The 25,004-nt window shown below is 38.7% G+C and carries 16 protein-coding genes; 6 read left to right on the top strand and 10 right to left on the bottom strand.

Annotation, left to right across the window (positions count from 1 at the left end; translation table 11 throughout):
• The first annotated feature begins 33 nt into the window (after positions 1-33).
• The gene (locus tag FDK13_RS20675; protein WP_137341919.1) at positions 34-2,637 is read left to right on the top strand and encodes a phosphatidylglycerol lysyltransferase domain-containing protein; all 2,604 of its coding nucleotides are present in this window, start codon (positions 34-36) and stop codon (positions 2,635-2,637) included.
• Between the two features lie 5 nt (positions 2,638-2,642).
• A complete protein-coding gene (locus FDK13_RS20670) occupies positions 2,643-4,049 on the top strand; it encodes an AcvB/VirJ family lysyl-phosphatidylglycerol hydrolase (protein ID WP_137341918.1) in 1,407 nt (468 codons plus the stop codon).
• Between the two features lie 230 nt (positions 4,050-4,279).
• On the opposite strand, the gene FDK13_RS20665 is transcribed toward FDK13_RS20670, so the two are convergent.
• The 3 genes from FDK13_RS20665 to FDK13_RS20655 form a co-directional block, all read right to left on the bottom strand.
• On the bottom strand, positions 4,280-6,757 hold the full coding sequence (locus FDK13_RS20665) for a TonB-dependent receptor (RefSeq protein WP_137341917.1): 2,478 nt from the start codon (positions 6,755-6,757) through the stop codon (positions 4,280-4,282).
• A gap of 175 nt (positions 6,758-6,932) precedes the next feature.
• Positions 6,933-7,415, bottom strand: coding sequence for a hypothetical protein (locus FDK13_RS20660; protein WP_170982867.1), 483 nt, complete (start codon positions 7,413-7,415; stop codon positions 6,933-6,935).
• 152 nt (positions 7,416-7,567) lie between these two features.
• The gene (locus tag FDK13_RS20655; RefSeq protein ID WP_137341915.1) at positions 7,568-8,680 is read right to left on the bottom strand and encodes a T9SS type A sorting domain-containing protein; all 1,113 of its coding nucleotides are present in this window, start codon (positions 8,678-8,680) and stop codon (positions 7,568-7,570) included.
• Positions 8,681-8,935: 255 nt separating this feature from the next.
• On the opposite strand from FDK13_RS20655, the gene FDK13_RS20650 reads away from it, so the two are divergent.
• The gene (locus FDK13_RS20650) at positions 8,936-10,798 is read left to right on the top strand and encodes a glycoside hydrolase family 2 protein (protein WP_137341914.1); all 1,863 of its coding nucleotides are present in this window, start codon (positions 8,936-8,938) and stop codon (positions 10,796-10,798) included.
• 102 nt (positions 10,799-10,900) lie between these two features.
• Here FDK13_RS20650 and FDK13_RS20645 read toward each other — a convergent pair whose 3' ends face one another.
• The 7 genes from FDK13_RS20645 to FDK13_RS20615 form a co-directional block, all read right to left on the bottom strand.
• Positions 10,901-12,067, bottom strand: coding sequence for an MraY family glycosyltransferase (locus FDK13_RS20645; protein WP_137341913.1), 1,167 nt, complete (start codon positions 12,065-12,067; stop codon positions 10,901-10,903).
• Positions 12,068-12,237: 170 nt separating this feature from the next.
• Positions 12,238-12,981 carry a glycosyltransferase family 2 protein gene (locus FDK13_RS20640; RefSeq protein ID WP_137341912.1) on the bottom strand — a complete coding sequence of 248 codons (744 nt, stop codon included), beginning with the start codon at positions 12,979-12,981 and terminating at the stop codon, positions 12,238-12,240.
• Complete coding sequence (locus FDK13_RS20635; protein ID WP_137341911.1) at positions 12,978-13,544, bottom strand: WcaF family extracellular polysaccharide biosynthesis acetyltransferase; 567 nt, start codon at positions 13,542-13,544, stop codon at positions 12,978-12,980. The genes FDK13_RS20640 and FDK13_RS20635 overlap by 4 nt, the downstream gene beginning before the upstream one ends.
• Positions 13,501-14,427, bottom strand: coding sequence for a glycosyltransferase family 2 protein (locus FDK13_RS20630; RefSeq protein WP_137341910.1), 927 nt, complete (start codon positions 14,425-14,427; stop codon positions 13,501-13,503). Before FDK13_RS20630 ends, FDK13_RS20635 begins: the two co-directional genes overlap by 44 nt.
• A gap of 62 nt (positions 14,428-14,489) precedes the next feature.
• Entirely contained in the window at positions 14,490-15,638 is a 1,149-nt protein-coding gene (locus FDK13_RS20625; protein ID WP_137341909.1) for a glycosyltransferase, read from the bottom strand.
• A 34-nt stretch (positions 15,639-15,672) separates the two neighbouring features.
• Complete coding sequence (locus tag FDK13_RS20620; RefSeq protein ID WP_137341908.1) at positions 15,673-16,827, bottom strand: glycosyltransferase family 4 protein; 1,155 nt, start codon at positions 16,825-16,827, stop codon at positions 15,673-15,675.
• Positions 16,827-17,837 carry a hypothetical protein gene (locus FDK13_RS20615; protein ID WP_137341907.1) on the bottom strand — a complete coding sequence of 337 codons (1,011 nt, stop codon included), beginning with the start codon at positions 17,835-17,837 and terminating at the stop codon, positions 16,827-16,829. The genes FDK13_RS20620 and FDK13_RS20615 overlap by 1 nt, the downstream gene beginning before the upstream one ends.
• A gap of 83 nt (positions 17,838-17,920) precedes the next feature.
• On the opposite strand from FDK13_RS20615, the gene FDK13_RS20610 reads away from it, so the two are divergent.
• From FDK13_RS20610 to FDK13_RS20600, 3 genes are all read left to right on the top strand, one after another.
• Positions 17,921-19,624 carry a hypothetical protein gene (locus FDK13_RS20610; RefSeq protein WP_137341906.1) on the top strand — a complete coding sequence of 568 codons (1,704 nt, stop codon included), beginning with the start codon at positions 17,921-17,923 and terminating at the stop codon, positions 19,622-19,624.
• 403 nt (positions 19,625-20,027) lie between these two features.
• Positions 20,028-23,090 (top strand): SusC/RagA family TonB-linked outer membrane protein, encoded by a 3,063-nt coding sequence (locus FDK13_RS20605; RefSeq protein WP_229216139.1) that lies wholly within the window; start codon positions 20,028-20,030, stop codon positions 23,088-23,090.
• Between the two features lie 10 nt (positions 23,091-23,100).
• Positions 23,101-24,795 (top strand): RagB/SusD family nutrient uptake outer membrane protein, encoded by a 1,695-nt coding sequence (locus tag FDK13_RS20600; RefSeq protein WP_137341905.1) that lies wholly within the window; start codon positions 23,101-23,103, stop codon positions 24,793-24,795.
• Positions 24,796-25,004: the final 209 nt, after the last annotated feature.

Raw genomic sequence — 25,004 nt, 5'->3', positions numbered from 1 at the left:
TTTCTCCCCCCGATATTAAGTTACGCTCGTTCTATGGAAAAAGTGTCAGATACGTTTAGGTCAGGCCTCAATTTTGTAACAGAAAATAAAAAAATAATTTCAAGAGGCTTAATCGCCGTTATCTGCATTTTAATGGCCGTCTGGTTTGTCAGACATGAAGAAGCAGAGGTTAGGAAAGTTTATGTTTTAATACAATCTGCTTCTCCGGTATATATTTTGCTCGGACTTTTAGTTACGATTGGTTATATATTTCTGCAAGGAATGATGTACCAGTTTTCTTTCAAAGCACTTGGAAAAAACATCGACCTGATGACACTGACCGAATTATTTCTAAGAAGGAATTTTATCAGCGTATTCTTGCCAGCCGGAGGAATTTCTTCCCTGGCTTTTTTTACATCCAAAACCGAAAGAAAGGGGGTTACCAAAACTGAAATTCATCTTGCATCTTCCATATATGCTGTTTGCGGAATTGTTTCTGTTTTTGTTATAGCTATTCCGGCGGTGATCTGGTTGTTGTTTCAAAAATCGGCGTCAAATAGTGAATTATACGCATTTGGCGGATTATTTATCCTGATTTTGCTTCTCTACTTTGGCATTAAATCCTTTATTGATCGCGGCAGATTTTATAATTTTCTCTTAAAATATCAGCCTGATCTTGAAATTGTGATGGAACAAATGTCCGACGGGCGTTTTTCTGTCATTGCCATTGTAAATTGTCTGCTTTTTTCCGTGCTCATTGATCTGGCCGGGATTCTTCATTTGTATATTGCATTTTTTGCAATCCATGTTACAGCTCCGTTCGAAGCCGCTTTCATGGGCTATCTTGTAGCAACTATTTTTCTGATCCTCTCTCCGTTTCTAAGAGGAATCGGTGCCATTGAACTTTCGCTAAGTGTACTTTTGGTTCAATACGGCATGGACAGTGTAGCTGCAATTTCTGTTACCATGATTTACCGTTTCTTTGAATTCTGGGCGCCTTTAATCGCAGGAATGCTTACTTTTTTGTTCAAAAAGAACAATCTGATATTAAGGATCCTGCCAGCATTTCTGATTTTAATTCTAGGAATTGTAGATATCGTTTCAGTTTTAACACCGTCAATCGCCTCACGTATCCAGGAATTGCAGGGATTTATTCCAATTAACTTTATAGCGGTTTCTAATTATTTCGTTCTTCTCACGGGCGTTGTTTTAATTTTTATGTCCGTTTTTCTACTGAAAGGGTACCGGACAGCGTATTATCTTTCCGTCGGATTATCCTTTCTTTCACTTGTCGGTCATCTGACCAAGGGGATTGATTACGAAGAATCATTAACTGCCGCTTTTGTGGTGTTGGTTTTACTCTTCACAAGACAGCAATATTTTAGAAAAGGGAATAAAAGATTTCAATTATTTGGTATAAGGACAATTCTGGTGGCTGTCGGAGCCGTTTTGGTTTATGGAATTGTAGGTTTTTATTTTTTGGATAAAATTCACTTCAATATTGATTTTTCATTTCCGGCTTCTGTTAAAAATACACTGTTATACTTTGCTATGATCGGAAATGATCTGGATCCGCAAACGATTTTCGGACGTGACTTTTTGTATTCGCTTAATTTTCTGGGTGGCCTTTGTATTGCTTTTTTGATTTATATTGGTATTCGTCCCTTGATCTTCAAACCGGAAATGGAAGAAGAAAGCTGGGAGAAAGCAAAAGCCCTGGTAGACAGATTTGGAGATTCTTCACTTGATTATTTCAAGACCTATCATGACAAGCTTTTGTATTTTGGAAGGGAAACCGAAGGTTTCATTGCTTATCGCGTAGGAATTGGTTTTGCTGTTGTGTTGGAAAAACCGGTTTGCGCCAACGAAAATGATATGCGTTCACTTATCAAAGAATTCGATCAGTTTTGTAAAGAAAATGATTTGGAATGCACGTATTACCGGTGCGACCAGGACATATTGCCTGTATTTCATTCGTTAAGTAAAAATTCTCTTATCATTGGTCAGGAAGCTGTTGTGAATTTAAAAACATTTTCATTGGACGGAGGCGACAAAAAGTCTTTACGAAATGCGGTAAAAAATATTGCTAACAAAGGATTTTATGTTAAAATATATACAGCTCCGGTAAAGGATGGAGTGTTGCAGCGTTTAAAAGCGGTAAGCGATGAATGGATCGAGACGACGGGTTATACAGAGATGGTTTTCTCGCAGGGGATTTTTGATAAAGATGAATTGAAACAGCAAACCATTATCACGCTGGAAAACGAAGATGAAAAAATCATAGGTTTTGCGAATGTTATTCCGGATTATGTCCGGGGCGAAGGCACCTATGATTTGATCCGTAAGACAAAAGACGCGCCGGGAACTACACTGGATGCGATGATGATCGAGATAATAAGATATTTTCAATCGCAAAATTTCGATTATTTGAATATAGGAATGGTACCGCTTTCAGGAGCTGAGGAAAATAAAGATATAACGGAAAGAGCCATCAAATTTGCGTATCAGAATGTGAAGCAATTCGGATATTATAAATCTCTTCGCGAATACAAAAGCAAATTTTCACCGGAATGGAAAAGTAAATATTTGATTTACGACGACTCCTACGCGTTAATCAGAATTCCATCGGCTTTGAATAAGGTTGTAAAAATGAAATAGAATTTATGAGATTTAAATTGATTTTACTGCTGTTTATAGTTTCGATTTCAGCAAAAGCACACGTTTCAGATTCTTTACAATATGGCGTTTTTGGCAAACTAAAAATATATCAGTCGGGCACTGCACCGAAACAACTTGTCCTTTTTATAAGTGGTGACGGTGGCTGGAACCAGGGCGTAATCGACATGGCTGCTAATTTCGTTGCTATGGACGCCATGGTGGTGGGGATTGACATTCGGAGTTATTTGAAAAACCTGCAAAAGACGAAATCTGCATGTTATTATCCGGCGGCTGATTTTGAAAACCTGAGTAAATTCATTCAAAAACAATATCATTATAAAAATTATGTCAGCCCGCTGTTGGCCGGGTATTCTTCCGGCGCGACACTGGTTTATGGAATTCTTTCACAGTCTCCGGCAAACACATTTTCTGGTGCTATTGCCTTGGGTTTTTGTCCTGATATTCAAATAGATAAGCAGCTTTGCACAGGATCTGGATTAAAGTCTCATCCACTGGGGAAAGGAAAAGGATTTTATCTGGAGGCGATTACTACTTTGCAGGAGCCATTTGTAGCTTTACAGGGAATGCAAGATCAGGTTTGTGATTTTAAAACCACGGCCAGCTATTTAAAACAAATTCCGAATGCCAAACTGATACCGCTTCAAAAAGTAGGTCACGGTTATTCAGTTCAGAAAAACTGGGTGCCGCAATTGAAAGAGGCTTTCACAGAAATTAATGTAAAAAGACAGACGCAAACAAAAAATAGTAACGAGGAAGTCAATGAAAGCCAATTGAAAGAATTGCCAATTCATGCTATTTCGTCAACATCAAATCCAGAAAAACCGATGGTTTTTTTAATCACAGGTGATGGTGGTTATACAAGTTTTGATCAGGCTTTTTGCAAAGAATTAGCTGATAGTGGTATGCCGGTAGTGGCGCTGGATGCCTTAAAATATTTCTGGAATGAAAAGACACCGGCGTCTACCACCGCAGACGTTGAAAAACTTATTTCTTTTTTTAAAAGCAAATGGCAGCGTGACAAGGTTATCCTGATCGGATATTCTTTTGGTGCTGATGCGTTTCCTTTTATCTACAACAACCTGAACAAAACAATGCGTGAAAGCGTAAACTTGCTAGCGATGCTTTCTCCTGCTACCGAAGCAGATTTTGAAATACATATTACCGATATGCTAAGTCTGCCGCGTGGGAAAAGACAATACGATGTATCTGCGGAGGTGAATAAGATCAAAAATTTAAAAGTTGTTTGTATTTACGGCTCAGAGGAAGAGCCAGAAATTAAATCTGAAATTATGAATCCGGAAGTAAGCTTCATAACCGTTCCAGGTGGGCATCATTACAATAATGCATACAAGGAGCTTGTAAATAGCATTATGCAAAAGTCAGAAAAATAGTATTTTGAATTAAAGTTGTATTATTCACACTTATTAAAAACATTGATAAGTACAGATTAATTTGTAATTTTTATGAATTAGTAGAGAACTTAATTATCTCCCGAATTATAAAGTAATTATTTTGCAAATTCACCTTTACCAAAAAAAGAAAACGACCAGTCAATGACCAGCCGTTTGTCTGAATTAATTAACCTAAGAAAAAAATCTGACACCGAAAATTACTTTTCGGGTCAGATTTTAATACCTAACGAAACAACAATACTTCTTCCATCAGAAGTCCAGATACCCGCTCCCGGGTACATTGTCGGGCGTTTCGTGTAGTAGCTTTTATTCAGGACATTGTTCACCCCGAATTTCAAATTATATCTTTTCGCAATTTTTAGCGTTCCATTAAAATCCCACAGGCCATATGACGGCACTTTTCCTTTGGCAGCATTGGCAGAAGGTTCCACCGTGTTAAGGGCATCCGAATATAACGAACTTACATAACTGTACTGCAAAGTTGCAAAAAACGTGTTATATGCAAATTGCAAACCATTTCTGGTGATCCAGGTAGGCACGCCTTCAAGTTTATTTCCTTTTGTATTAAGATTATCATTGTTCAATATTGAGCTTCCCTTAATGTAATAAGCGTCAAAATAGGATGTTGAAGTAAATATTGAGAATTCAGTTTTATTTCCGTTCTGGCCTTGTAAGGAAAACGGCTTGTACTCGGCATATAATTCCACACCTTTGGTCATGCTGTTTCCAGTATTTGTCCTAAGTATATAATCTTTCCCCGCTGCATCTTTCGTGGCCAGCGTTCCCATTCTGTTTTGATATAACATCTGGAAAACACTTACATCATAAGAAAAGGCGCTACCTATTTTTCCATTGATTCCGGCTTCAAGATTATATCCTTTCGAGTCTTTCAGATTTTTATCAACCTGCTCCAAAATAGAACCTGGGATAATGTCTTTTAATACAATTGGACGGTATGCCTGAGAAAATCCTGCATAAATCCTGCTGTCTGCATCAAGCTTGTACTGCGAACTGATTCCGAAAAGCGGAAAATGGTGCTTTATTTTATTAGGAAGCGCTTCTGGCTGGTAATAGGTAATTGCACCTGTCATGTTAGTAGCTCCGTTTTCCACTCGGAATCCTGGTGTTACCGTCAATTTTGGTGTGATATACAGTAAGTTTTCTACAAAGAAAGCGATGTTATTTGTTTTCAAATGCAGATCTCTGCCCCAAACCGGGTTGGTAAGTGATAAATCAAAATCACTGCCCGTTGTACCTTTTCCTAACTGACGGCGACGAAGGTGATTTTTCATCACCTGCACGCCACCGGAAACAAAATTATTCAGGCCGCCGATGTGATATTGATGAACAAGACGAAGCTCGGAGGTAAAACTTTTAAAGTTATCAATATCAACCTGACGTGGTTTATATTGACTTGTTGCCGGGTCAACTACGTCCGGAACATTGGCAAATGCGTCAATCAACACACTATTTCTGCTTCCGTACACACCTGAATTTGTCCAGCGAAGTTTTGTAAATTGACTTATTTTCCAGTCAAGAACGATAGATGGAATGTAGATGTCCGGATTAAAGTAATTTCGCGAACGTGTTGACTGGCGAGGATCCTGCGCAAACATGGCATCCGTTAACGGACCAGGAATCTGATATACGTATGACGAACGTCCGAATTCAGCCTTTACTTTTAAATTTTTTGTAAATTCATAAGACAGACTTGCGAACTGAGACTGAGCGTCCGACTTCGCATTTTTTCGATAACCATCCGAATGTCTTTTTTGATAATACGCCGAATAAGTCAGCTTGCCAACTTTTCCGCTAATTGAATTGTAAGAACTGAAAAGACCATAAGAGCCGGCAGAATTGATAGTTTCGAAAGTAAATGCTTTTGTAGTATCAGGTTGTTTTGAAACATAATTAATCATCCCGCCAAATTGTGCTCCGTATTGCAAAGAGGCAGTTCCATGAACAAGTTCTATTCTTTCAATAGATTCCATCGCAGGACTGTAATGGCTGGCCGGATATCCATACATATCGGAATTGGTAATCACTCCATTCTGACGAATATTGTACTCCCAAGAACGGTGCGGATCAAGACCGCGGGTGGAAATGTTTATCTGGTTTCCGCTGCCATCCATATCATAAACAAATACACCCGGGATTTTTGCGAATATCTGGCGTCCTGTTTTTTCGGCAATGTTGGCATTGATTCCACCAAGCTGAAGCACTTCATTTTTTGTTCCGGCAATGAGGTAGGTATCATGCACATCCGGTAATCTTTCTACCTGAATGCTGTTTTTCTTTTCTTCAATTACTACTTCGTCAAGGCTGTTGATATCTTCTTTTAATGTAACAGTAATATGATTCGGCTGACTGCCGGAATTTTTCACTTTTACTTTTTGCGAAAAATAGCCAATGGAAGTAATGTGAAGTATATACTCCTTTACCTCTGTATTTTCGATTTTGAAAAAACCTTCTTTATCGGTAACAGCGCCTTTTTTTGTGTCTTCAATTCTAACACTTACGCCTTCAATACCAACACCATTGCTACCAATTATTCGCCCGGTAATAGCAGAATTTTGTGCATGAGAGCTCAGGCAGATAAAAAGAAAAAAGATCAGAACCGCGTATTGTAAGTAATTTAACTTAAAAAAAGGTACTGATTTTATAGTTGTAGAGTTTCTTAGCTGCATAAATTTGCTTAAAATTCATTAGGATAATTTGAACAGAATTATTTGTCTCTGTTTTGGATAACAGAGTGCAATGCACGAAAGAATGTTAAAGAATACCTGAATGCACGAATTTTAATCGTACAACGTAGTACTCAAAACCTATCGGTCTTCTTAAATTAAGATTGCATGAAAATAATCAGCTGAGCAAATCGGGCGGGGGAGATGGAATGCTGGATTCCGGAATTATTGGAGAATGCGCCTTGTACTGAAAAGTTGCAGGCGTAGACCATTCGAAAATATAAAATGTATGTTTACGGCCGATAGCCATATATTCTTTAAGGAAATTTTTTAGAATTAATCCTGTTGCTCCTTTATGAGTATCAGAATTTGTTTTGGCGTGATCTTCAAATGTTGACACCATACTCCAAAAACGCTCTCTTGAAGTCTGGCTGAATTCACATTGAACATACAAAGTATCGTTAACAATTTGTTTTGATACAATTTTGTAATATTCGTTACCTTTCAACAGTTCTTCATTTGACGGCAAAGTACTTTCCCAATTACTAAGATAAGGAAGTGTTAATGGAATTTTAAGTAGCAGATCACAAGTAGATAACGAAGATTTTAGGGCATCGTTGTCATCTTTTTCAAGCAGATTATATACGGAAAAGCCCATCATATTAAAGATGAGAAGTCCGAAAAGTAATATGGATAAAAGCTTTTTCAATTAGCCGTCTGGCAGTAAAATTCCCTATTTCTGCAAAGATACAATGAAGCTAACGAAATTTAATTAGCAAATCGCCAAATTAGCAAATTTTCAAAGTCTATACGTTAGCGGGCGATTTTTCTTGTAACAAATTTCCCAAGTTGATCCGTAACACGGACTATGTACAATCCCTTGGCCAATTGACGTAAATCCAGTTGCTGGCTCCATTGAATCAGGTTTTCAGTTGTATTGATCTGTTTAACGATCTGCCCATTCATATTAATCAGTTCAACACGAAGCGTTGTAGCGGTTACACTTTTTACACTTACCGTAAGGAAATCTTCTGTAGGAACCGGGAATGCGTCAACAACCATTGACAAATTATCGGAATCTGGTAACGAAGTAATCAGGCCAGAGTCGTTTACGGGTACGTAAGGAGGAATTTCAACGGTAGGCCCGGATTTATCGATCACGGTAATCAAGCCTTCCCGATAAGTTTCAGATATTTTGATGCCATCTCTCCATTCATCGATCACAACGGCATAAATATATTTCCCTAAAAGATCAGGAGCATTCCAGACTAATTTTTTAGCAGTTTGGTCAACATAAAAGGTCCCTTTTTTATTTACGTCGTTAGGGTAAATATATGTATCGTTCAGACTGCGAACACCACATGTTCCCGGCGATGTTTTGCTTAATTTTTGTAAATGTGCTGTGGTACTGTCAGAATCCGTTACAGTAGATTTTAAATCGATCTTGAATATTTGTTTTGATCCGGCAGTAAAAATTGGAAGCGGTAACACAGGAGTTGAATTTGAAACCTGAGTGTCGATCACAGTCCACAAAAACATCTCGGAAAATTCAGAATTTGAGAAATTCAGTAAATTCGATGTCCGGTTAGCTATGTTTGTGGAAATCTGGAAAATGCCGGAAGACGGGTAGGTATACGTAACATCGTAAGTACCAACGGCAACGCCGTTTTGATCTCCTGATAATACGTCAAAACTAGTACGCTTTACCTGAGCAGTATTTCCATCACCAAAACATATCATGACAGCATCCTGTGCCGCCCCGGCTCCTGAACCCTGAGGTGAGACATCAAAATAAATTTGTGCTGTAATTCTATATGTCTGGCCCGATAGATTTACAGCTCTGATTTCACCCCCAAGAAGATGGGTGGCATAACTGGCTGAACTACAAAGGCAAAGTAAAAGTACTATTCTGTAAAAAGCGGACATTCGGAATCAGGTTTGCGTTGCAAAGCATATTATAGCTTTTCAACGAATGAAATGCATTAATTCGTATTATTTTGTACCTGGAAATACCAAGTATTTGCAAGGTAAAAATTTGAAACAATAAATAAAAAAGCCATTCAACATCCTTTAATATTTGCTTGTTGATCCATATCAAATCCGGGCACTGCGCTCATGACAGTAGAGGAGTCCGTTTATTATCTTTGTTTGAAGAATATATAATTTAAACCTCTTGATTTAATGCAAAAATTATTTGCCAGTATAGCACTAACAGCTGCGATGTCCCTCCAAATTGCAACCGCACAGCAATCAGGAGCCTGGAAGATGGTGGAAGGGAAAATATCAACTCCCTGGGCACAAAATGTAAACGCTGCTAATCCTCATCCAGAATATCCCCGACCACAATTGGTTCGTGAAAAATGGGTTAATCTGAATGGCATGTGGAATTATTCCATTGTTCCAAAAGTATCGTCTGAGGCAAAACCTGCAACTTTTCAGGGAAATATTCTGGTTCCTTTTGCTGTTGAATCGGCTCTATCCGGGGTTGGGAAAACGGTGGGAAAAGACAGCGTTTTGTGGTACAACCGCAAAGTCAATTTTGCCTTAAAAACAAAAAATGAAAATGTACTGTTACATTTTGGCGCTGTGGATTGGGAATGTGACGTTTTTGTAAATGGTCAGAAAGCAGGGGCGCACAAAGGCGGATATGACGCTTTTTCAATAGATATCACTTCATTTCTGGTGAAAGGAAATAGTCAGGATATTTCCGTAAGAGTTTGGGATCCAAGTTCTGACGGGCCGCAACCGAGGGGAAAACAGATCAAAAACCCGAATAGTATCTGGTATACACCTGTTACAGGAATCTGGCAAACGGTTTGGCTCGAAACTGTTCCGCTAACTTATATAAGATCAACCAGAAATACACCGGATATTGATAAGGAAAATGTTGTTATTAAAACGGCTATTAAAAATGCACAGCCCGGTGATATAGTAAAAATAACGGCATTTGACAATGGTAATTCTGTTGCTGAAAAAGAAGTTTCACCAGAAGAAGACGGAGTTTTAACAATCAAGAGCCCGAAATTATGGTCTCCTGAAACTCCCTTTTTGTATGATTTGAAAGTGTCGTTAGTAAGAAAAGGCAAAGTTGTGGATGAAGTAAAAAGTTACTTCGCTATGCGCAAAATCTCTATGAAACCGGATCAGAACGGTATTCAGAGAATGTTGCTGAATAATAAATTCGTATTTCAATACGGACCTCTGGACCAGGGCTGGTGGCCGGACGGACTGTATACCGCACCAACGGACGAAGCGCTGAAATTTGATATTGTTAAAACAAAGGAAATGGGTTTTAACATGATAAGGAAACATGTAAAGGTTGAACCTGCGACCTGGTACAATTACTGTGACAAACTGGGAATGCTGGTTTGGCAGGATATGCCGAGTGGTGATCTTGGAAATCACTGGGAACCAAATCCTGGAATTACAGGAAATGAAACGGAGCAAAATCGTACACCAGAATCAGAAAGTATTTACAGAACGGAGTGGAAAGAAATCCTGGACGAAACTTACAATTTCCCATGCATTGTGGTATATGTTCCGTTTAACGAAGCTTGGGGACAATTTAAAACCGCGGAAATAACTGAGTGGACTATGAAATATGATCCAAGCCGGTTGGTTAACAGCGCAAGCGGTGGCAACTTTTTCCCTGTTGGAGATATTATGGATTTGCATCATTATCCGGCACCGGTAATGCCGCGCCCTGATTTGTTTGGTGCAAAACAAGTTATCGTTCTGGGAGAATTTGGTGGGTTAGGACTTCCTGTTCCTGAACATACCTGGCAGCAAAAAAATAACTGGGGATACCAGAGCTTTAAAAATAGTGAAGAATTATATGCCAAATATGATTCTTTTATTAACAGCTTTGAGCCGTTGATCAAAAGGGGATTATCTGCCGCAGTTTACACACAAACAACTGATGTAGAAATTGAAACGAACGGTTTAATGACTTACGACCGCAAGGTGATTAAAATGCCGGAGGCGAAACTGATGCAGATTCACAAAAAACTATATAATCCTGCCTGGGGTAATTCAAATCCTTGATATAAAATGATTCTTAACAACAAAGCCGCTCTGAATATCAGGGCGGCTTTGTTGTAATATTGCTCTAAAAGTCAATGTCTGATTTTTAAATTATTAACTATTCTAATGTAGGGATGGATGATTAAGGAATTTTTTTTTCTCCTTTATCGTGACAGCTCTTCTTTTTAAATAATAGGCAATGACCATGTAAGCGATAAACATCCCGATATAAATGTACAGGGAAGCAGTATTGGAAATATCCCCATGGAATGTAAAGAATAAGGCTGTATTAATAATGGTAATCGTCCAAAGCGTAAAAGAGGCCCAGAAGTGATTCAGGCCGGAATCAATCAGAATGTGGTGCATGTGATTTCTATCGGCTACAAAAGGCGAGCCACCTTTTACTATCCGTACAATAAATACACGAAGCGTATCAAAAATCGGAACGATCAACAAAACCATAACAATGATTGGCGCATTGAAATAGGCAGTGCTGTCGTTCTGGTAGCTAACATTAAGTGATAAAAATTCGACAGCAAATATTGATAGTAAATATCCAATGATGAGCGAGCCGGTGTCACCCATAAAAATTTTACTTGTTTTGGAGAAATTGAATCTCAAAAACCCTAATAAAGAGCCTGACATAGCAAAAGCCAGACATCCAAAAGAGAAGTGATTGTTGAGAATAAACCAGATCCCGAAACCGATCCCGGCAATTAAACTAATTCCGCCAGCCAGACCGTCAATCCCGTCAATCAGGTTAATGGCATTAATAATGGCAATAAATACGAAAACTGTAAGTGGAATACTTACAAAATAGGGAATATGGTGAATCCCGAAAATGCCATAAAAGTTATCGATTTTGAAATTTCCCATCGCCACCAAAATCAGTGATGCACAAATCTGGACAAGCAATTTTTTTGTTGAATCAAGAGCCAGAATATCATCTTTAAGACCCAGGAAAAACAGAATGATTACACCGGTCATGGAAAGGCTGATCAGATTGGAATCAACAATGTTTTCGGAATGCGGCCAAAGAAAGTAAGATATTAACGTTGAAGCAAAGATAGCAATTCCACCCAAAGTTGGCGTTTCCGTCTCATGCGAACTTCTGAAACCAGGTTTTGCAGTAAGGTGAAGAAGATTTGAAAGGTTTATTATGATTGGAATCGAAATAATGGACAAAAAACAGGCTATCAGAAAGGAGAGAATACACTGATAAACATCATGGTGTATCATGTTGTTGAAGATTCCTTCACTTAATATATAGGTTGGTAATTGTAGTTCCATGACGATAGTTGTTGAATGACCGGATGAGATATTAAATATTTCAATCAGATTATTTTCAAATTTGACGAATTTTCAGGAAAATTGATAATCTAACTCCCTGAAAGTCAAAATAGTTATTTAAAGGTTTATTCATTTATTTCGTGTGCGTTTATTAGGCCAATTTCCTCATTTCAAATAAACTGAACAATCTTTCTGACTGGTTTAAGCCACAAAGTGAAAAACCTTGGTTTAAGACCATTGACCTGCCAGGCTTTCCTATCGTTTTTATTAGCCTCAATACGATTATTTAGAGTACTGTTGCTTACTCCCCCGGTTCTCATTTTTACTAAAACCTTAGGAATATAAGTTAATTTTATTCCATTCTTGAATATAAAGCGTAACATTATTTCATAGTCTGCAGCACTCCCCATATCGAGGCGAAAGTCACCATACTGGTCATAACATTTCTTTTTTACGAAAAAGGCAGGGTGGGGTGGCATCCAGCCCATTAAAAAAGAATTCTTTTTGTATTCCCCCGAAACCCAGTTTCTCTTGATTACAGCTTCGTTTTGTCCGTCAACATAATTCAGATCACCATAACAGCCGTCGGCATTCGTTTGGCTCATCGCCTGGGCCACTTCCGATATTATGGTTTTATCCGCATAAAAATCATCAGCATTCAATAGGCCAATAACATCGCCGGTTGCAAGTTTTATGCCTTTATTCATCGCATCATAAATTCCTTTATCCGGCTCACTGATGAGCTTAGCAATTTTCGAACCAAAAGATTCAATAATTTCCATACTTCCATCATTCGACTTCCCGTCAACGATAATGTATTCAATGGAATCGAAATTTTGGCTCAATACTGATTCTATGCAATGCCTGATGGTTGCAGCTCCGTTATATACAACAGTAATTATACTTACTTTCAATTTGTCAGATTTCTCGTTTTAACAAACAAACAGGGGTTTCCCTGATAAATACCATAAGCTTCCAGATCTTTGGTCGCCACCGAATTAACGGTTAAAACAGCATGTGAATGAACTGTAACTCCCGGACAAACTGTCGCCTTTGCGCCAATCCAGGCTCCGTTTTCAATTTTTATTGGCCCTAAAATCAGGTCAAACGTACTCTTTGTATAGTTATGGTTTCCGGTAAGCAGCATAGCTCCTTGAGATAGACAGGAATTGTTGCATAAAGTAACGGTTGTCAGGTTGTCGATCCACACATTTTCTCCAATCCACACATAATCCTCTATTTCCAGAAACCAGGGATATTTTATATTTACTTTTGGCTTGATCGTTACATTATTACCAATTTTTGCTCCAAACACTCTTAAAACCGATGCTTTTACAAACATTGGAATTGGTAGATAGGTATTTATAAATATCCTCCCAATAACATGCCAGGCGAGTTGTTTTAAAATGCTACCAGGTTTATACCAGCTGTTATTATATTTTGACAGACTGGTTTGGGCTCTGGAGGTCTTTTCCATATTCTGTCCTAAAATGTGAAACAATATTTTCTTTTTCCTTTCCAGCCCTTTGGTAAACTTCGTATATCTTGGCATCCACTAAAAAACGGTACCAGAACCCTTGCAAAAAATGCCAGATCAATCCTTTTTTACCATCCAGAAATCCTCCTTTAAATATAAACCTGAAAATAAAATATAAAAACGGACGTGTAAACAGCGGCAGGTTTGCATACTTTATTTTAAGATAACGAGTCCGTTGTTCCTGGCTTCCCCAAAAATCCGGCGTTACGGTTTCTTTATTCCCAAAGTTATATTTAATATTCAATAAATCTATGACTTCGCGTATTGCATAATTATTATGTTTCTGTGTCCACCAGGTCAGATTGTTCAGATTATGATCAACGATATCGTTTTGAAGCTGAGCCGTTGTGCCGCTGCTTAACTTGATGTGTTCATCCATCCATAATTCCTCGCAAACGCCTAATCCGTGACGCCAGATCCTTAGCAGCCATATGGGGTAATATCCGCCATGATTGATCCACTGGTCCATAAAAAACACCCGTCTTTTTACATAGAGACCGGAAATAGTTTCAGGAATTGTTGAAAGTGATGTTTTTAATTCGTCCGCAAGCTCGGCTGTGATGTATTCATCGGCATCCATCCGCATCAGCCATTTAGTCTGAAAAGGATTGTTTTGGATTCCGAAATTAAATTGAAAAGCGTAGGAGACCCAGGGGTTCTGAATGACGGTAGCACCTAGGTCTTCTGCAATTGATACCGTGTTATCAGTTGAAAATGAATCTACAATGAAGATTTTATTAGTAATTAACTGAAGGCTTTTGATACAACGCCCGATGTGTTTTGATTCATTATTCGTTAAAATGATGACGGATAAATCAACCATAAGGTGTCCAGGTATTGTTAAATAGTACAGCTAGTGTATGTTAATAAGATAGTCAAAGATAACTACATTTTTTTAATTTTCTTGTACTCTTCCAATAATTGGTTTGCCACGACTTTTATATCAAAGTTATCTGTCACCATCGTGAAGGCTTGTTTTCTCAATTCATCCGCATAATTTTTATCTTGCAATATTTTAAGAAGTCCATCGGCAACACCTGCACTTGTAAGTGGAGTAAGATAGGCGGCATTGTATTTTTTAATATAATCTCCAAAACCCACGCGATCCGAAACCAGTGCCGGAACTTTGGATGTCATCGCTTCCAGAACTGCAATCGAAAATCCTTCGGAATAGGAGGGGAGCACAAACAAATCTGCATCAGATAATGCCTCCTTTTTGACGGTATCGGTCAACATCCCGACAAGTTTTATTTTTTTTGATAAATTGTTTTTTTTGATAAATTCCTCTGTTTCTGATAGATAACCATCGTCGGGGCCCGCAAGAATAAGAGCTGCATTCGGCAGTTTTTCATGTATTTGCTGAAAAGCTGGTAATAACAAATCCAGTCCTTTTTTTATGTTGAGCCGCCCCATGAACAAGATCATTTGTTGGGAAGGACCTATGCCATTTTTTTTGCGGAAAATGCCCTTTTCAGGCAAATTAATGTATTCTGATACTTTCATCCCGTTCGGCACGATGACCATATTGGCAGGCCTGTATCCCAGATAACGGATCACATCTTCTTCCTCATCTCTGTTATTGATCTGAATTAAATCGGCTTTCCCCAGCAATCTTTTTTGGTAAAGTAAAGTCACCAGATCTTTTTTCCATTTGCTGTGTGCAACAGCCCATTTATCGAGCAAACCGTGAATGGTGATTACCAATGCAGCTTTGTGCGGAATTAAAAACGGCGCTAAACTCCCAAAATGCCAGATTCCGTGCATATGAATGATATCATATTCGTTAATATGCTTTTTGAGATAATCATACATTTCGATCGAAAATTCCCGGTAGAAATTACTGATCGGCGTTGTTCTTTTACATTCTATTAACCTTGCGCCTTCCGGAACGGGATACATTTTTTCGCCGGGTGTCATTGGACTTAAAATATCAACCTGATGGCCTTGCGCCAGCACTTCGTTGGTGTGGTCATAAATAATTCTTGCAGGTCCGCCGATTGCCCACGTGTAAGCACAAATATTCAGAATTCGCATATTATCAATAAATTAACAGTAATCATACAAAAATTTAACGAAGATTTCTGTAACAGTTTACCATTGCTTTGGCTACGGTTTTTGATGAAAATGGTTGTATTAATTTTAATGATTCTTTTCCCATAGAATCAATTTTGTCAGGATTTTTCAGGAAAAACTGCAAAGCGGTTTCAAGTTCTGGCTGACTTTCAGGGTTAAATAAAAAGCCATTGATTCCGTTTCTGACCAAATCTTCGGCACATCCGCATTTTTCAGAAACGATTACAGGCATAGCGCAAACCATCGCTTCATTCACAACCAATCCCCATGGCTCTGATTTACTAGGCAAAATCAATACATCGCTTTTTGCCAGCCAGGCAGGCACTTTATACCAGGGATGTCCTCCTGCAAATTCAATAATCTGGCTTTTCAAGTATTCTCCGGATATTTTCGTTAGTTTTTCTTTTGCCGGACCGTCTCCCACAAAAAGTAGTTTCCAGTCAAACGAAATTTTACTTTTTTCCTTTACAGCAATAAATGCTTTGATTAATAATTCCAGGTTTTTTTCCTCCGCCAGCCTGCCAACATAAACGAAACTCCGTGTACTTTTTGACGAATTTATTTCAAAACTTAGATTTTTTGCCAGATCAAACTTCGTTTTTATAACATCTTCATCAATAACCGCGGCATTTGCGACAGCAATCTGAGGTTGTTTCACTCCCAAAGTCAAAAGATAATCCGCCGATGATTTCCCAAAGCAAAAAAAAGCATCAGCCCGATTTACAATCCAGCTCTTTATTTTTTCTTTCAATGTTGAACGGTTATGATCCATTGACGAAGATTCGGACGACAGCACGATTTTGACCCCTTTCATCCGGGCGTAAATCATCAGCAAAATCTGGGCATAATCAAACCATCCGGTAACATTTAAAACAGTCGGTTTAAATTCGTCAAAAGCTTTAAACAATGCTTTCAGCCTTTCTCCAAATTTGACATTGTCGAGGCTGGTTTGAAACAAAACCTGGTAAGGATAATCATATTTTACAACCTCGTCGTCCTGCATTACGCTGCGGCTCGCTTCGTATAGAGCGATATGTACAACCAGAAATTCGCTATCCGGACTGGTAGCCAACATATTCTGGTAAACCTCACTGAAAAGTTTCGACTTATAATGCGCCCATAATTGATTGTGAATTATTAAAACCCGCATTATTTGTCTTTTTTAAGGTAACCCAGAATAATAGGATAAAGATTATTGGTCAGAAAAACCTGTCCTTTATTATCGAAATGCACAACATCCATTTTTCGATACATTTTTGTCGATGGATGATAATCAAATTCGTTAATTAAACGGACGTTTTTTTCTTTGGTAAAATTGATGATCTCATCACCCTGGTCATTAAAATGGCCCATGTCAACTTCTGAAATTTCGGGATGCAGATAAATGAAAAATGGAATTTTATTATCCTCAGCCATTTTTCTCAATTGTTCATATCCAGGATTAAAACCAACTCCGGTTTTACGAATTCCGGTATCAATCGGTTTTTCTGTTTCAAGAGTATCCGTTTTTGGCTTTTGCGCAACCGGGTCAATTTCTTTTTGCGTTGAGAAAAAGAGGGGGATTTTTCCGGCGTAATACTCTATATAGTAAGGATAAAGATACTTGTAACGATCCCAAAGTTCAATTAAGGCAACCTTGTATTGTTTATCAGGCATGTTTGGATCAATGCCAACCTGGCTTTCGTGAGCCATAATGTCGTGTGCATCATGACTGCTCGTAACCAGACAAATAAGTTTGGCATGGAACAGCCCGAACTTTTTGAGATAAGCTGCGATATTATCAGGCCCCCAGGAACCGGCGGAAATATTTAGAACACGGACCCGTGTTTTTAGCGCTGTTGTTAACTTTTTTTCAAGAAATCCGGAAGCCAGACTATCCTGGTCCGTCATACTGCCACCATTTATTACCGAATCACCCACAAGCAATACAACCGTAGTATCGGTTGGCGATATTGCATCATTGCGCATTGAAAACTCGTTGGTACGAACAACATTCCCAAAACGCTTTACATTTTGGTTTGGGGCATAGATGTATTCAAAGTCAGGATCAGAAACATATAGAGGTGCATTGCAAAAACCATATTCAAAACGGAGCACTGCTTCGGCGACCCCGGCAACGATTATTAAAAAAATAATAAACCTGAAAATAAATTTTAGCATAAAGTAATTCTAATTTTGCGATGTTCGCAGATGCAAATTTAGAATTACTTTTTCATTTTTGATTTTTTATTGAAATACACAGCATGATTTCTTCCAAAAACCGTAAAATTGTTACGTACACACTACTGGCTTTAATTATATTATCAGTCCTTATCTCGGGCGTTATTTTTCCGCCATTTCATGGATATTATACCACAGATGAAAATTTTGTAGCAGATTCCGGCGTCTGGATGTGGTATGGAAATACGCCGCGCGGGTTAGATTGGCCAGCGTCGCCCAGTATGTTATTTTATTTTGTGGTATTTGGAGCTGCCTGTTTCAAGTCAATTATTGCCAATAGCGGAAGTATTCACGGATTGGTTTCCATTTTTGAATCCTTCGATCTGGAAGCGTATAAATATCTGTGGGATCGTGAACCTTATATCTTATTAGGACGAGCCGTTCAGATTTTTGTTGTGGGATATATTATGTACATTACGATACGGCTGATCCATAAAAGAAATCATTATTTATTAACCGACTCGCTGCGGCTTTTTTTACCGGTCGTACTTGTCGCGTGCACAATTTTGTTTGGCAATTTACCAGTTTTGCGGCCTGAGGCAATTTCGGGAAGCTTATTTATTTTACTAATGGCAAGGCTTATCTTTACCGATTCGGTTACTGTAAAAGAGGTAGCCATATGTTCTATATTTTTTGGTCTTATTTTGGCCCAGAGGCTCATTTTTGCCTTTTTTATTCCGTTTTATGTCATGTCCATCTTCTTGTTGGTTGCACAGAATAAAATTAAAAATGTGTTGTTTTCGCTGCTCATGATCCTTGTTTCATTCATTATTTTTTGTCCTTTTATAATAACGGATACGTTGGTTGTAATGAAATCATTTGTTGGCGGGATTATTGCCAAAATGAATGACAAGCCAATGGGAACATTTTTCAACATGGAATATTTGAAGATATTTTTTGCGGAGCCTGTTAATTATATCATTTTAATATTAAGCGTTCTTGGTATTTACAATCTGCTGAGAACAAAAAAAATAATTTACTTTGTGCTAATCGGAAATCTGTTTCTATTCCTCTTTCTCGTTTTACGTTCGTCAAAAATTTATGATACGCACGTTTTACCCGCTGGTGTGGTTACGCTTTTTCTTATCGGTTTTGGCCTGAGTTATGTTGTGGAATTGGGAAAGGCCACAGGATTCAAAATTGCTATTGGACTCGTCATTATAATGTCTCTGTTTCATTTTAATGAAGCCTATGCACAACATAAAAGAGTGCACGCAACAATCAACATGCATACCGCCTCGAAGTGGATTTTGACTTTGCCATCTGATACAAAAATGCTTCTTAATCCTGAACTGGAATTTTATATTCCAAAAACACAGGATTGTCTTCTTCGTGAAAAAGCACAGAATCTTGATACATTGAAAATGATCAAAAAGCTGAATTTTCTGTTGGGAAATAAAGGCGCGGCTGAATTGAGTGAAAAAAATCTTCCTATCATCGCAAACGCTTTTGCCTTTGAAGATGAAAAGCAATATGATGCGCAGTACCGTATTTTGTTAAAGTATGTATCAACGGAAAAAAGGAAAATGTACGATTATGACATCTACTTTGATTCGATAGAACTGGCAAGTCACAGTGTGCAGACGCAGGAAGCAATTGCCGAATTCAAGGCAGGCAAATATCAATATATGGTTACCGATTTACAGCTTGAAGGTTTTAAGCCGGTGAAGATTTTTAACAAGGATGAAGGTGCTTATTATTACGTATATAATAGTAGGATTCAGTAAAATTTTAATAGAAAATCAAGGTAAATTATTAATGGCCATCCTTAAAAGGGTGGCCATTTGTATTTTTCAGGCATTCACAATAGCTTGTTCACATTTAATTAACAATGAGGTAACATTAACATTGCAGCTTTGCAGCCTGTTAAAGAAGACGGCATTTTAAGAATATTTATACAGAATTAACCCTCCTAAACCTAAAATCAACCTTGTCCCGGTTTTATTTTAATTAATCCTTATTTATTTCAAACGTTTGCAAAAAATTTCAAACGTTTGCATTAGGTGTATGCTATTTTATATTTTTTATATCAATAATACAATTTGTAGTTTTGGAGAACTTACTCACCGGTATTGTTCCTAAATCTTCTAAAAAAGTATTTTCTTAATCTTAAAACAAATAATTCACCTTATGAGACAAACTCTATTAGTCAGCAAAATGGGCTTGTGTTGTTGCGTTTTGTCGTTTTCAACGATGATGGTTTTGAGCCCTGGTGCATATGCCGGGCCTGTCCACAACGGAAACAATTATTCCTACATCACCGCTCTTTCAGTTAAAGACCTTCCGCTAAAAGGAAAGGTTATAACAACAAAAAATGAAGGTTTGCCTGGTGTAACTGTTTTAGTTACAGATGTCGGCGGCAACAAGCAGGGCGCCACTACGAATGAGAACGGAGAATTCTCTTTCACTGCCCTGGAAGTTGGGAAAAAATACAATCTGGAATTCAGCTACATCGGTTTTGAAAAACAGTCGCTGAATGATTTTGTGCTGTCAGAAGCCAATAATACTGTCAATATTACACTCAAAGAATCAGCTGCGGATTTGAATGAAGTTGTCGTGGTTGGTTACGGTAGTACAGCAAAAAAGGATATTACAGGATCTGTGAAATCACTTAAATCGGGAGAATTTAATACCGGGATTATCAATTCACCAGAACAGCTTTTCCAGGGGAAAGTGGCAGGTGTTAACGTAACATCCGCCACAGGTGAACCAGGCGGAACTGTAAGTATCACGGTTCGTGGGCCAGGTGGTGTTCGTACGGGTAGTACGCCTCTTTTTGTTGTAGACGGGCTTGCGCTGGATAACAGCAGCACGGGTGGAGCAACAAATCCGCTTAGTTTTTTGAATCCTCAGGATATTGAATCGATTGATGTTTTGAAAGATGCGTCGGCAACAGCGATTTATGGTGCCAGAGGTGCAAACGGTGTAATTTTGATTACTACCAAAAAAGGAAAATCAGGTGTTGCAACTGTAAACTATTCAGGCAGTTTTGGTATTTCAAAAATGGCCAGACCTCTGGATATTTTCTCTGCTGATCAATTTCGCACGGAGGTGACAAAATTAGGCGGAACGCTGATCGATGGAAAAGCCGATACAGACTGGCAGAAGGAAATTTCGCGCACTGCTTTTACCCAAAATCATAATGTTTCGCTGGGTGGAGGAACGGATAAGCTTACCTATTATGCTTCCATGGGTATGCAGAAACAGGATGGGATTTTAAAGAACAGTAATCTTGACCGTTACACAGGAAGAATTAATCTGAATCAAAAACTGCTTAATGACCGGGTTAGTGTTGATATCAATTTGAATGCTACCAATACAAAAAATTCAAGACCACCCGAGGGGATAGTCGGAAGTGCAATTTCTGCAAATCCTACCTATCCGGCTTATGATGCCAAGGGAGCACCTTTTCAATATGTGGATGGAACCAACCCACTTATTACGCTTGCTCTTGAAAAAGATTTGACTACAACAAATCGTCTTATCGGTAACATTTCTCCATCGGTGACTATCATCAAAGGTCTGGTTTACAAGCTGAACTTTGGTATCGATAATTCTACTTCTACGCGGGATTTGCAGTCTCTGGCAAGTACTGTTCCTTTAAACCTTGGCCGGTTGGAGACTAGAGATGTGCGTAACAGCAATAAGCTGATCGAAAACTATATCACCTACACGCTTGACAAAAAGGATCATAATTTTTCTGCGTTAGTTGGTCATTCTTATCAAAAAATTTCGTTAACAGGAAGAATTTACAGCATCAATAAATTTCCTGTCGGTGGAGTAGAACCTATTTATAATCCAGGTGTTGGTCAGGATCTTACCCTGGCAGTCAACAGGCCAACCGGTACTGCAACTTTAAATGAGCTGCAATCCTTCTTTTCGAGAGTTAATTATGCTTTTAAAGATAAATATCTGGTAACTGCGACGGTTCGGGCGGACGGTTCTTCCAAATTTGGAGCGAACAACAAATATGGAGTTTTCCCATCCTTCTCTTTGGGATGGAGACTTTCTGAGGAGAAATTCCTGAAATCATCTGCCTTTACAGACTTGAAACTTCGTGCAGGTTGGGGACAAACAGGTAATCAGGAGATTCCTTCCAAAATTACCCAGGCTCTCTTTACTTCAACGATCACAGACAAAACAAGTTATCCATTGTTTAACACAGGTGCTTATCCTGGCGGAACAACTTATGCCCGTCTTGCTAACCCAAATATTCAGTGGGAAACTTCTTCTCAAACGGATTTAGGTATTGACTTTGCTCTTTTCAAAGGTGCATTGAGCGGATCGGTTGATTATTTCAGCAAAACTTCCGGTAAAATTCTTTTGGAAGTAATTCCTTCGGATCCGGTTCAGCCAGCAGGTACTTTCTGGACTAATGTTGAAAATATGAAAATCGTTAACCAGGGAACTGAAATCGATCTTGCTTATAGAAAGACACTTGGCAACGGGATTCGTTTTGGATTGAGCGGTAACATCACGTTTATCAAAAACAAAGTAAAAAACTCTCCTTATTCAGTAATTCCTTCCGGAGCTGCGCAAGGTTCAGGACTTACTTCTGCAACGATCAACGGTTATATCAGCGGACAGCCGATTGGTACTTTCTTTTTGAAAGAATTCACAGGATTTGACGACAAGGGAATCAGTACTTTCAAAGACGTGGATGGTGACGGAATTATTACTGATAAAGACCGTGTAGCGGCTGGTTCTGCACTTCCAACCAAAATGTATAATTTCAGCGGAAATATCGGTTTCAAAGGATTTGACCTGGTTGCAAACTTCAATGGCGTATCAGGAAACAAACTTTATGATAACACGGCCAACTCCAATTTTTATAAATTAAGATTATCCAAAGGACTAAATGTAACGCCGGAAGCCATTGCTTATCCGAACGAATCGACGAATAATTCTGCTCCGGTTTCTACGCGTTATCTTAAAAATGGTTCATTCCTGAGATTGAACAACCTCGCGCTGGGTTATAATTTCAATACCACGGCATTGGGAATCAACAATTGGGTTCACTCGATCCGCTTATCAGTAACAGGCCAAAATCTGTTTGTGTCTACCAAATACAACGGTTATGATCCGGAGGTGAACAACGATCGGTCAATCAATGGAATTACTTCCTACGGTATCGATTACCTGAGCTATCCAAAAGCAAAAACGGTGATTTTTGGTTTAAATATTGGTTTCTAATCTTACGACAATGAATAAGAAATTACCTATCATACTTACAGTTGCAGGGATGTTTTTGATGACAACAGCCTGTACAGATTTAAAGGAACAAGTGTTGGATGAAACGTTAGGTTCCACCCTTACAGATGAGCAAACTGCCAACGGGCTTATTGCACCCGTATATGCGCTTTTGCCTGAACTTCACAAGCATACCAACTATTTCGCTTTACAGGAAATTTCAACCGATGAGGCAATTTTACCTTACCGCGGCGGAACGGACTGGGGCGATAACGGGATCTACCTGGCTATGCACGCGCATACATCAGTAAGTACCGACCCGAACATTAAAACTACCTGGGATAATATCGTTCAAAGTATTTCAAGATCGATTACCGCGATCACAACTTTGGCTACGGCAAAGGATGCAACTTCTGCACTTTACCTGGCTGAGGCAAGAGGTATGAGAGCTTATTATTCGATGATGATGCTGGATTTGTTTGGTATCGTTTTCGTCAAGGAAGATCCGGGAACTGTCTCAAAAATTATTCGTGGTGCCGATGCTGTTTCTTACATAGAAAGTGAATTGCTTGCTGTTGAGCCACTTTTACAGAATAAGGCAACTGTTGGACCAGGAAGATTGACAAAAGCTGCGGTTTGGGGACTTCTTGCAAGACTTTATCTTAATGCGGCAGTTTACCGCAATATTTATGCTCCGCAATTTACCTTTGCAAGTACAGATATGGATAAGGTTATTGATTATACTTCGCGTATTATCAGCTCGGGGGAATCAAAATTGTCAGCGGATTATTTCTCGATTTTCGGAAATACCAATCACGACAATACTGAATTGATTTTTGCAGTGGATCAGCGTCCTGACCTTAACGGACATAACCGTATGGCTTATTTCTCTCTCTCCGGAGATCAGTTTCCTTTGGCAGCTTTTCCGGCAGCTAACGGTACGGACGGCCCTGCCATTACTTCTGATTTTTACCAAAGCTGGGTACAGGCTTACGGGGCTGTTGATCCAAAACGCGACCCACGTTTTTATAAAGAAAACATGTCAGTGTACACAAATCCGGCAGACACTTGTTTGGTAGATGCAGATTATAAAGTTAACCGTGGAATTTTACGTGGCCAGCAATACGGAGCTATCCGTGTAAACGGTGCATTTTTAAGATGCCCTGATGGAAAATTGAGAGTAGGAAAATTGACAAATCTAAGTCGTAATCGTAACGATTTGCCTGTAATCTTTACAGAGAAAATTGACTTCACAACGGCTGGTAGCGGATACAGCTCAGGATACCGTGTTGAGAAATATGAATTTAGCCGCGTTTCTGACACAGGTAGAAACAAAGGTGAAGCTGATATTTCTATCCTGCGTCTGGCAGATATTTATCTGATGCGTGCAGAAGCAAAATTGCGTAAAAGCGCTGGTGATGCAACAGCACTGGATGATGTTAACACAGTGAGAGCATCAAGAACAGCTACAACGCCACCGCCAGTCTTGACTTCAGTTACGCTTGATCTGCTTTTCCGCGAAAGAGGTTTTGAATTATACTGGGAAATGGTTCGCCGTACGGATATGATACGTTTTGGCAAATACGAAGGAACGTGGACTGAGAAAACAAGCACGGACGTTCACAAACGTATTTTTCCAATTCCGCAAACTGCTATTGATGGCGCTTCCAACTTGCCGGGATATATGCAGCAGAATACGGGTTATTAATCTGATAAATTGATTCGTACTACTTATTTTACAAAAAAGAGCTCCCGGGATTCCTGGGAGCTCTTTTTTGTAAAATATGATTTGATTAAATATAGATGACAGAATTATCTCGTGAGTTATTCATTTCTAAAATTTATTTATTGTCACAGTTGTTAAATAAATTTAAAATTACTTATATTTATTATATATAATAAAATTATATATCAAAC

It is taken from the genome of Dyadobacter frigoris (assembly GCF_005280585.1).
In the GTDB taxonomy this organism is placed as follows: Bacteria; Bacteroidota; Bacteroidia; order Cytophagales; family Spirosomataceae; genus Dyadobacter; species Dyadobacter frigoris.
The sequence above is the reverse complement of the archived record's forward strand: the minus strand, read 5'-3'. Positions and strand labels throughout refer to the sequence as shown.